9 protein-coding genes are annotated in these 10,667 nt (G+C 35.7%); 3 read left to right on the forward strand and 6 right to left on the reverse strand.

The window, feature by feature from the left end:
• The first annotated feature begins 2 nt into the window (after positions 1 to 2).
• The 3 genes from AC4BC7_RS10210 to AC4BC7_RS10220 all read left to right on the forward strand — a co-directional run bounded on the left by AC4BC7_RS10210 (position 3) and on the right by AC4BC7_RS10220 (position 4,333).
• Positions 3 to 875: a transporter substrate-binding domain-containing protein gene (locus AC4BC7_RS10210; RefSeq protein ID WP_490502788.1), complete on the forward strand. Its 873-nt coding sequence runs from the start codon at positions 3 to 5 to the stop codon at positions 873 to 875.
• Positions 876 to 887: 12 nt separating this feature from the next.
• Entirely contained in the window at positions 888 to 2,063 is a 1,176-nt protein-coding gene (locus AC4BC7_RS10215) for a M20 family metallopeptidase (RefSeq protein WP_207871640.1), read from the forward strand.
• Positions 2,064 to 2,191: 128 nt separating this feature from the next.
• Positions 2,192 to 4,333 (forward strand): glycosyltransferase, encoded by a 2,142-nt coding sequence (locus tag AC4BC7_RS10220; protein WP_490502789.1) that lies wholly within the window; start codon positions 2,192 to 2,194, stop codon positions 4,331 to 4,333.
• A gap of 33 nt (positions 4,334 to 4,366) precedes the next feature.
• Here the strand turns inward: AC4BC7_RS10220 and AC4BC7_RS10225 are convergent, their stop codons facing one another.
• The 6 genes from AC4BC7_RS10225 to AC4BC7_RS10250 form a co-directional block, all read right to left on the reverse strand.
• Positions 4,367 to 5,485: a GGDEF domain-containing protein gene (locus tag AC4BC7_RS10225; protein WP_490502790.1), complete on the reverse strand. Its 1,119-nt coding sequence runs from the start codon at positions 5,483 to 5,485 to the stop codon at positions 4,367 to 4,369.
• Between the two features lie 130 nt (positions 5,486 to 5,615).
• Positions 5,616 to 6,986 (reverse strand): gluconokinase, encoded by a 1,371-nt coding sequence (locus AC4BC7_RS10230; RefSeq protein WP_490502791.1) that lies wholly within the window; start codon positions 6,984 to 6,986, stop codon positions 5,616 to 5,618.
• 81 nt (positions 6,987 to 7,067) lie between these two features.
• The gene (trmB, locus tag AC4BC7_RS10235; RefSeq protein WP_207871644.1) at positions 7,068 to 7,721 is read right to left on the reverse strand and encodes a tRNA (guanosine(46)-N7)-methyltransferase TrmB; all 654 of its coding nucleotides are present in this window, start codon (positions 7,719 to 7,721) and stop codon (positions 7,068 to 7,070) included.
• Between the two features lie 28 nt (positions 7,722 to 7,749).
• Positions 7,750 to 8,529, reverse strand: coding sequence for a phosphotransferase family protein (locus AC4BC7_RS10240; protein ID WP_207871645.1), 780 nt, complete (start codon positions 8,527 to 8,529; stop codon positions 7,750 to 7,752).
• Positions 8,530 to 8,657: 128 nt separating this feature from the next.
• Positions 8,658 to 9,869, reverse strand: coding sequence for an ABC transporter permease (locus tag AC4BC7_RS10245; protein WP_490502792.1), 1,212 nt, complete (start codon positions 9,867 to 9,869; stop codon positions 8,658 to 8,660).
• 3 nt (positions 9,870 to 9,872) lie between these two features.
• The gene (locus tag AC4BC7_RS10250; protein ID WP_207871647.1) at positions 9,873 to 10,601 is read right to left on the reverse strand and encodes an ABC transporter ATP-binding protein; all 729 of its coding nucleotides are present in this window, start codon (positions 10,599 to 10,601) and stop codon (positions 9,873 to 9,875) included.
• Positions 10,602 to 10,667 lie beyond the last annotated feature (66 nt).

Consider the following 10,667-nt stretch of genomic DNA (forward strand, 5'->3'; position numbering starts at 1 on the left):
TTATGAAAAAATTAACATTATTGGTATTAAGTTGTGTGGCGATAGTCACCTTGGCTGCATGTGGTTCAGGAGATTCAAAAAAATCAGCTGATTCTGGAACAAATGATAAATTGGCACAAATTAAAGACAAAGGAAAATTAGTAATCGGTACCTCCCCTGACTTTCCTCCGTATGAGTTTTATATTTTAAATGATAAAAACGAAAAGGAAATTGTTGGTAGTGACATTGCGTTAGCCAAAGCAGTTGCTGATGAAATTGGTGTTGAACTAGAAATTAAGGCAACCGATTTTAATGGCGTATTAGCCAATATTCAAACCAATAGTGTCGACTTTGGTATTTCTGGCTTTGTAGCAACAGAACAACGTGAAGGAATCATGGATTTCTCTGAAGGTTACCAACAAGAAGTCAACAATGGTTTTCAAGGAATTTTAGTTCCTAAAGAAATCGCTGAAAAATATCAAACTTTGGACGATTTAAAAGCTGCTAGTTTAACAATTGGTGCTCAAGGCGGATCCATTCAATTTGAAACTGCTAGTACCTTAACTGATGCAAAAAACATTAAACAATTCGGCACAATGGACGCAGCAGTTTTAGCGCTAAACTCAGGTGATATTCAAGCAGTAACTGTTTCAACTTCTTCTGTGGAACCTCTATTAACAACTTTCCCAGATTTAGTAATTTTACCAAAAGAAACGTTTAATTTAGACCCTGAAAATAAATATGGCACCAATGTTATTGGTTTTCCAAAAGGTGACGACACAGAATCGCTGATTACGGTCGTCAATAAAGTAATCAAAGAAAACAATGACAATGGCAATTTAGCAAAATGGCGTGAAGAATCAGAAGAGCAAGCAGTCAACGCCTTAAAGGAATAGGAGAATAGCACTATGACAGTCAAAGAAACATTATTAGCATCCATCGAAAATAATATTGATGTGTATATGGAATTAGTAAACACAATGTATGAAAATCCTGAAATCGGGAATGAAGAATTTGAAACGATGAAACTACTAGTTAATTATTTGGATAGTGTCGGTTTTAAAACAACATCTGGTTATGTCGTTCCTACAGGTTTTTTAGGGGAATATGATACAGGTAAACCTGGACCAACCATTGCCGTCATGTGTGAATATGATGCTTTACCTGAAGTTGGTCATGGTTGTGGCCACAATTTAATTGCAGGTATTGGCGTTGCGACAGGTGAAGCAGTGAAAGGCATTATCGATCAATTTGGCGGTAAATTATTTGTTGTAGGAACTCCTGCAGAAGAAAATTTCGGTGGCAAAGTTAGTATGTCAGAAGCTGGCGTTTTTGATACTGTTGATGTTGCCTTAATGGTTCATCCAGGTAGTCAAAATGGTGTTGGCGGACGTTCAAACGCTCTTAATCCAATTAAATTTGAATTTTTTGGTAAAAATGCGCATGCATGTGATCCCGCATCAGGTGCTTCGGCTTTAGATGCAGCCGTTATGAGTTACCTACAAATTAATTTACTTCGTCAATTTGCTGCGCCTCACACATATATTCATGGAGTGATTAAAGATGGTGGTGAAGCAGCGAACGTTATTCCAGGTTATGCATCAATGGAATATTACTTCCGTGCACCAACAATTGGTTATGCTAAAGAATTAACAGAAAAAGCCGTACAAGCAGTAGATGGGATTTGTAAAGCTAACGGCGTCACTTTTAAAACCTCTACTTATGAGTGTCCTTATGAAGATACGGTTATCAACTACAAATTAGCAGATATTTTAGCAGAAAAATATGCTGAACTAGGAGTGGAAGATGTAAAACCCGTAGACGAAATTGCCACAGGTTCAACAGACGTCGGAGCTGTCAGTTATCGTTGTCCAACTATCCAAGGGAATATCAAAATTTGTGGACCAGAAGTGGGTGGACACACAAAAGAAATGGCCGCAGCCACTATTTCTCCAGATGGACAAAACGGCTTAATCAAAGCAGCTCAAGGATTGTCTCTAACTATTTTAGAATTGTTAGAACATCCTGAAACATTAGCTGCAGTCAAAGCTGAATTTGATGAGACAATCGCAGCCTTAGCTTAAAATAGTTTAAACGTAGCGTACATAATAGTTGTACGCTACCTTTTTTTATTTAATGAGTACTTTCATTGCACTTCGTTGTGAAAAAAGATACACTACCTTACGTATATCTAAAAAAAGGAAGGTTTTATATGATAGATGAGAATGTTTTGTATATCATTGGCTTAGTGTTAGTCATGTTGTATATTTTAACGGGATTTGATGATTTTATTTGGGATATTATTACCTTATTTAGACGCAAATCTTACAAAAGAGAATTATTAGATCTCAAAAAAGCTGATGATATTCCCCCTAAATTGATAGCGGTGGCCATTGCTGCTTGGCATGAAGAAAGTGTCTTAGGTGATGTTATTGATAACATGATCGAATCCGTCCATTACCCTAATTCTATGTATCATGTATTTTTAGGTGTATATCCAAATGATGCGGCCACCATTACCGTTGCACGACAATTAGAAGAAAAATATGAAAATGTCCATATGATTATTAATGAATTACCTGGACCAACTTCCAAAGCGCAAAATATCAACTACATCATTACACAAATTAAAGCGATGGAAAAAGAAAAGCAATGGCATTTTGAAGCTTTAAACGTCCATGATTCAGAAGACGTTGTTCATCCGTATGAATTAAAAGTAACCAATTATTTACTAGAAACGTATCCTGCTATTCAGTTTCCAGTTTTTCCATTGATGGAAATGCCTAAGTTTAGCAACTTTTTCAAAAATTTGGTGACGAATACTTACGCTGATGAATTTGCAGAAAATCATTTTTCAACGATGGTCAGTCGCTATAGTAGTGGCGCTTTTGTCCCCTCGGCTGGAACTGGTTTTACGCTTTCTCGGGAAGTGATTGATAGTTTTGGCGATGAAGATGTTTTACCAAAAGATAGCTTAACGGAAGATTATCGCTTATCTTTAACGTTATACCAAAAAGGCATTCAAATGTATTATCCTTTAGTTGAAGTCCCTCGCATTAACTTTAAAAATGAATTTGTTTATGAATTTATTGCGACACGTAGTCGTTTTCCTTACACGTTTAAGACAGCCGTCAAACAAAAAACACGCTGGATTTTAGGAATCACTATGCAGTCATTTAAATTCCGAGAAATTTTTGCAACAAAAGAAATGTCCTTTGCTGGACGCTATTCACTTTATCGCGATTTTAAAGCCAAAATTGGTAATCTATTAGTTCTAGTGGGTTATCCAGTTTTAATCTATTTCTTTGCTTCCTTGTTTTGGGACTTAACACCTATTTATCCAAAATATTCCTTATCTTGGTATTTATGTGTCTTAGTGACGATTATGATGCTTGAAAGACAATTATTCCGCGCAGTAGCAATTAAACATGTCTATGGGATGCGAAGTGTTTTCTTTGCCTGCTTATTACCACCAATTTTACCCATACGTTTTGTTTATGGAAATATTATTAACATGGTCGCAACGATGAAAGCCTTCAAACAACGAATGTTTGGCAATCAAACACCTGTCAAAAAAGAAAAGAAAGCTAAACGCAAGAACAAACAAAATGAACAAAAACAATTAGTCTGGGATAAAACTGAACATCATTTTCTAGAAAAAGATGTTTTACAACGTTATCATCGGAAATTGGGCGATGTGCTGTTAGAAAAAGGGTTCATTGAACCAACCGTCTTAAAAGAAGCTTTGGAAAATGCTAACGAACAAAAACAAGCCTTAGGAGCCTACTTATTGGAGCATGATTTGATTTCAGAAGATCGCTTATTAGAGGCACTTGCCAATGTACAACATTTACAATATCTACCTGCAACCAATTTATCCACCTATCTTCAACCAGAATTTGCTAAAAAATTTAATCGCAAGCAACTACAAGAATGGTATTGTTTACCGATTTTAGAGACAGACAATCATTATGTTTTTGCTATTTGTGATGCCACACCACGCGATGCAATCCCTCTGTTAGAAGAGACGTATCACATTAGTGTATCTACTATTTATGCATTACAACAAACTATTTTGGATGGTTTAGCGATGTTAGACAGCTCTATCCCATTGATTGATTTTGCTTATGAACGTTATGAACACAAGTTGATTTCTTATAAACAACTCTTCTTAGTCCGTACCTATCAAGAAAAAACGGGTGCTTCTTCAGAAGAATTGTTATTGAAAATGGGTTTATTACCTCCGTCATTTGCTGAAAACAATACAAAATCAGAAACAATTAAACAACTTCCAGAATCAACCGACCCACTCCAATTAAAAAATGTGACCAACATCACAGAAAAAGTAACCTAATAAAAAAGCCGAATCGTCATGATTTGGCTTTTTTTACTGATAGTTATTATGATATATTACGACTTTATTTCTTCCTGATTGCTTTGCTATATAACAAGCTTCATCTGCTTTTTTTAATGTTTCTAAAATATCTGTTTGGTTGATGGTATTTTCAATTCCTGCTGAAAAAGTAATCGAAACACCGTCCGTCATTCCTACTCCCATAGGATACGTTTCAATTTTTGCACGAAATTCTTCAATTATTTTGTAGGCTGAATTTTTAGATGAATCATAAAAAAAGATACAAAATTCTTCGCCACCAAAGCGATAGATTTCAACGTTATTTTTATCCAAATATAAAGACAAATGTGCTTCTAAAAGCTGAACAAAATCACGTAACACTTCATTTCCAACTAAATGTCCATTTTGGTCATTAATTTTTTTAAAATGATCCAAATCAAGCATGGCCACGGTAATGACTTGTTTATGCTCTTTCAAAAACTCAATCATGTCACTTAAAGCAGAGTAATTATGAACCCCTGTCAAGCGATCAATTTTACTAGCAATCAATTCTTCACGAATCCGGGCATTCCCTTTTTCTTGTAGCGAAAAATAAAGATAAAAAGACACTAAAATCACTAAAGAACCAGTAATAAGTAACACGATGGTGCCACTATTTTCGGTAAAAAAGGATGTACCTACTTCTTGCAAATGGAAATAGGCAGAAATAAGCATAGATAAAATGAACAAAACACTAAATTTAAGATTACGCCAACCAAATGGCAGCCAATCAATCACCACAAATAAAGAAAAAATCAGCAACGCAATCATAAATAATTGATCGTATGAGACAACGACTCTGAGATCAATCAACTTTGAATAACTAACTAACAGAAAAGGCGTCAACAAAATTAAATATTTGCCATAGCTTCGAAAAAAATAATACGCAATAAATAATATTAACGAATACTCGTAATAAACTGCACCAAGTAAGTGAACGGAAAGCGACAACAAACAAAACAAATACGTAAAATACAACAAAATAATAAGTATCAATTGCAGAATTTTATTCGAAAAAACTTTTTTCACACTACTAAAAACTGTATCAATAGTAATTAATAAACTGACAATAATACTTGGAAAAAAGATAGTTAATACCATCATACTTCCCATACATCGTTTCTCCTTAACCTTTACATCCATTTATTAAGCCTAATCATACCCCATAATAAGCGACTTTTCTACGTTTGTTTGCAAAAAAAGAACAGTTTGTCTTGTTATTTACCAAACTGTTCTTTTTTAATTATTTAGAAAAATAATTTTTAAACACTTCTGTGTATTGTTCATAATTTTCTAGAGATAAAGCAATTGTTTCAATAGGTGCAGGTGTTGTTTGCCGTCCATAGATTAAATAATATAGTCCCATAATTGGTTCATTATAATCCGATAAATAACAATCTACTCCCAAAATATCGGCAGTCATTTCCCGCAACATTTCTGATTTGAAGAAACCACCACTTAAGGATAGGTTGTCTGTGACATTTACGGTTTCCGTCAACGTACGAATATTAAATAAAATCCCTTCAACGACACTGCGAATCATATCTTCTTTTGTATGCTGAATACGAATATTTTTTAATGTTCCTGTGACATCTGCTTGCCATAAAGGTGCCCGTTCACCATTAATAAATGGTTCAAAACATAAACCATTAGCCCCAATTGGAGACTGTTTCAAGGCATTAGGCAAGTTTTCGAAAAACTCAGTTGGCGTGTCTGCATATAGCTGACTTGCCCATTCTAAGACACAGCCCCCATTATTTGAAGGGGCGCCCGTCACGTAATATTTTTCATTCAAATAATAGCAAAAATTTTGGTTGGTACTATCAAACGTTGGTTGTGTGGTTACTTTGCGAACAGATGCACTCGTCCCAATCGTTAAACTGTTTGGAATATCTGTGGCTATATAGCTAGCATAAGCTGCGAGACAACCATCGCTTGCACCAACCACAACTGTGGCGGTTGCTGGAATTTTCAATTCAGTAGCAGCTGACGGTTCTAAAGAAAAAGTCGCCGTTGTATCAACCAATGGGGCAAGTTGTTGTTTAGAAATACCAATAAAAGCTAAAATTTCATCGTCCCATGTGCGCTCAAGTAAATTAAATAAGCCCGTTGCCGAAGCCGTCGCATAATCGATGACAAATTCGCCTGTAAAATAATGCATAATGAGCTCTTTAATGCCATAATAATGAGTTCGTTCTGGGAAACGTGCTTGTTGCTGGAAATACAACAATTTAGCAAAAGGTGACATCGGATGAATTGGTGTGCCCGTTCTTTGATAAAAAGCCGATGCTACTGCTTGTTGTTTAAAGGCGGCAATTGTTTGTTCTGCTTGTGTATCCGACCAAATATAAATAGCATCATCCAAACCTTCTCCCCACGGTAAAACGCTATGCATCGCCACACTAAAACTAATGGTTTCTAATGCTTCGCGCATATCTTTGGGAATCGATTGAATCCCTACTTTTAAGACCGCTAATAATTCAGTCGCTCGTTGATAATTCATGTGCTTTTCTCGATAAGTTGTTACCGGACTAGTTTGTTGAAATTTAATTTTCCCATCTGCAATTACTGCAAATTTAATCGCTGTCGTTCCAATATCAATACCTAAAAACATGGCCATCCCTCCATTCATTTCTCGTTTATTGTAGCACAAAAAAAGTTAGAAACTGAGTTGTTCGTTTCTAACTTTTTGTGATTATTTTTTTGTTTTATCAGGGAATTTTGCCTCAACGCGATAAATACGTTGACCACGCGAAGAAAATTTCTCCTCGTATTCCGTCATAATATTGCCTTCAAAATTGCTCGTATGTAAATCTAACCATACTTTTTGAATGATTAAGCCATATTGTGAGAAGCTTGCTAAGGAATATTCAAACAATCCTTGATTGTCCGTTTTAAAATGAATTTCTCCTTCTGGACGTAAGATTTGTTCATCGACGGCTAAAAAGGTTTTGTATGTTAAGCGACGTTTTTCATGACGACTTTTTGGCCACGGATCAGAAAAATTCAAATAGATTTGATCAACTTCACTATCGGCAAAATATTCCGTCAAGGCTGAGCCATCAACGTGTAATAATTGCAAGTTCGGAATTGCTTCATCAATCAATTTATCTAAAGCAAAAGAGACGACACTCACTTGCATATCAATTCCAATATAATTAATTTCTGGATGTGCCTTAGCCATATTTGCAATAAATTGTCCTTTGCCCATTCCAATTTCAATATGAATCGGTTGGTCATTACCAAAGCGTTCTGCCCAGCGCCCTTTCCATTCTTGTGGTTGATCCACAACAAATTGCGGATGCGAAGCGATTAAATCCTCTGCTCCTGTACGTTTTCTTACTCTCATAGTTGTTCCTTTCTGTCACTACCAGACTTTATCCTGTATAAATTCGTTTTAGCTGTAAAATTTCTTGATTCATTTCTTTGAGCGCATTTCGTTTATGGTATTTTTTTACTTCTTGCAACATACTCAATAACGCATACCAGTAAATTTTTTCCATATTTTCACTATTTCCATGGATGCCATAGCTCATCAGCCAATGATTCCAACTAGAAATTGGTAGATAGTGTCCTAGAATTGTTCCGATGTCAACTGCTGGATCAGCAAACATCACAGAATCCCAATCAACTAAATAAAGGTAATTTTTACAAACTAACCAATTACGATAATTGACATCACCATGCACGACAGCTTTTTCAGATGGTTTAAATGGTGGAATATTTTTTTCTAAATAACTATGAACTAAAGACAAAAATTGGTTCTCAACCAAATCCGTCGCTAATTCTGTTTCATAGTCTTGCAACATCTTTTGTGGTGACCTCACAATGCCGCCCATTTTCTCAAGCATCTCTTTTAAAGAATCTGAATGATGCAAATGGTATAACACGTCTATCACATCGTTACGTTGTCCAATTTCTTCAGGGTCTAAAATGCGTCCTTCTAACCATTCTTGTGCGGTTAACGTATCGCCATTCCCTGTTCGTTTCGTCCAAACTAGTTTGGGTGTAATGCCTTCTTTTGACAAAGCAGCAAGCATCGGAGTGGTATTACGTTTGATGAATACTTTGTCTTCTGCTTTTAAACCGACATATGCTTTGCCAGTATCGCCTTTAATTGGATGCAGATCCCAATCATTATCAAAACGAATAGCCATCCTGCGTGCCTCCTTCTTTTTTTCACAGTAATACTTATTCTATCGTCCTAACTACAGGTCGTCAAGCACATCTATTTAGCTTTTTTCTTTCCCATCTGATTTTTAGATAATCTTTAGCGTATTTTTAGTTATTGGTTCTTTTTTAAACGATACGGGACGTAAAGTTCAACAAAAAGCACGGCGATTACAAAAAAGCTAAGGACAATGATTCCACGGTCCATCCAACTTGCAACAACCAAACTACTAATCACAGAAAAAATCAATGCGACAACCAGTAATGCCATTCGTAACAATGTCTGAAGCGCACTTAATTTTTGTTGTTCGGCTACAGGATAGAGCTGGGCACTCGTCATATATTGAAATTGATGATATAGCGGTAATAATTGAAAACCAATCAAATAGATAAATAATACACCCACTCCCAAAGCAAACCATCTTTCGGTAATAAAGACTAATAAAATACTGCCTAATCCTAGCAGACGCAAATATAATCCACTAAATTCTGTACCGCGAATAAAGCGACGTGCATACAAATACAGATAGGTATTTTTTTGATTAAATGTAATTTTTGACAAAATTCCATCCAAATATTTTCGGCGTTTAATTTGAGCAGTAATTTCAGGAACATCTGTAAATAAATTAATAAAACGATATAAACGGTACAAACGATGCTGTTCTGTTGCAATCATCTTATCCCAATCAAGAGGTGCTTGCATTTTTTGCCAACATAAATTGTGGAATAAATAAGCTTGTAAAAAAGCTACCAAAACCCCAATTAAAGGATAGATGAACAAACCCACGCTTAGTGTTGCTAAACTAATAATCCACCATAAAACAAAAGCATTTTTGACAGCTTTCTCCATATCTTGAAATAAAGCCATTCGCTGGATTTGTAATTGACTAAATTTCAAACACCATAAGATGACGAGAAAAAAAGCAAACGAAGAAAAATCCTTCCCTGTCGATAAAACTACTAACGGCATTGTCGCACCGCCAATTAAAAGCAACACTCCGAATGGTAAATAGCAACTATACTTAAATGCTTGGGTTAAGTAATCACGCATTTGTTTTTCCTTGGGTAATAAAAAAACAGCATCGGCTGGTTTCGCTACACTAGCAAATTGCCCAATTTGAAGTGCAACTAACCAAATGACTAAAACAATCGGTGTCCCCCAAATAAACTCTTTTGGCAATGTCTTTAAGATATTGGAATAATACAATCCCAACCCACCTACTAGAAAGGTCATCGTCAATGCAAAATGGTCATTAAATACATATTTCAAATAGCGCTGCATGTTTTTCTGGTGCAGATTTAGTCGTTGTCGAAAAAATTCTTTCATTTCCTACGCCTCCTCTGTCAGCGCAAGATAGATTTCATCTAAAGATGCGTTTGCTAAACCGAATTGTTGTTGTAATTCTGCCATCGAACCTTGCGCACGAATCTCCCCATTGTGCAACATAATAAAACGATCACAATATTTTTCAGCCGTTGCTAATACATGGGTCGACATCAAAATCGAAGCGCCTGATTCTTTCATCTCTTTCATTAATTCGAGTAATGCATGAATCGCTAATGGATCCAAACCTAAGAAAGGTTCATCAATGATATATAAGCTCGGTTCAATTAAAAAAGCGCATAAAATCATGACTTTTTGTTTCATCCCTTTAGAAAAATTAGCTGGAAACCACTCCAGACGATTCTCTAAACGAAAGGTTTTTAATAGCTGTTCCGCACGTTGTAAAGCAATGTCTTGAGGAATATCATAAGCCATTGCCGTGACTTCTAAATGTTCACGTAGCGTTAGTTCTTCATACAATGCTGGACTTTCAGGAATATACCCGATTTTTTTGCGATATTCTTCAGGATTTTCTTTTAGTGTTAAACCATCAATTTCAATACTGCCCTTTTGTGGTTGTAACAAGCCGATGATTTCTTTAATGGTTGTACTTTTGCCCGCACCATTTAAACCAATCAATCCGACAAGTTCACCATCATTGATTTTAAAATTAATATCTTTTAAAACAGGTAATTGACTATAACCCCCTGTTAAATTTTTAATTGTTAATGTCATGTGTTTTCCTCCAAAATTTGCTAGGTTCATTATACCACGAAGCGCCTAGAGAAAAAAATTCAGGTG

It is taken from the genome of Enterococcus sp. AMC1623 (assembly GCF_058216495.1).

Bases quoted from the DNA above. Each gene is read 5' to 3' on its own strand.
- AC4BC7_RS10210 (WP_490502788.1), top strand. From the start codon at position 3: ATGAAAAAATTAACATTATTGGTATTAAGTTGTGTGGCGATAGTCACC.
- AC4BC7_RS10215 (WP_207871640.1), top strand. From the start codon at position 888: ATGACAGTCAAAGAAACATTATTAGCATCCATCGAAAATAATATTGAT.
- AC4BC7_RS10220 (WP_490502789.1), top strand. From the start codon at position 2,192: ATGATAGATGAGAATGTTTTGTATATCATTGGCTTAGTGTTAGTCATG.
- AC4BC7_RS10225 (WP_490502790.1), bottom strand. From the start codon at position 5,485: ATGGGAAGTATGATGGTATTAACTATCTTTTTTCCAAGTATTATTGTC.
- AC4BC7_RS10230 (WP_490502791.1), bottom strand. From the start codon at position 6,986: ATGTTTTTAGGTATTGATATTGGAACGACAGCGATTAAATTTGCAGTA.
- trmB (WP_207871644.1), bottom strand. From the start codon at position 7,721: ATGAGAGTAAGAAAACGTACAGGAGCAGAGGATTTAATCGCTTCGCAT.
- AC4BC7_RS10240 (WP_207871645.1), bottom strand. From the start codon at position 8,529: ATGGCTATTCGTTTTGATAATGATTGGGATCTGCATCCAATTAAAGGC.
- AC4BC7_RS10245 (WP_490502792.1), bottom strand. From the start codon at position 9,869: ATGAAAGAATTTTTTCGACAACGACTAAATCTGCACCAGAAAAACATG.
- AC4BC7_RS10250 (WP_207871647.1), bottom strand. From the start codon at position 10,601: ATGACATTAACAATTAAAAATTTAACAGGGGGTTATAGTCAATTACCT.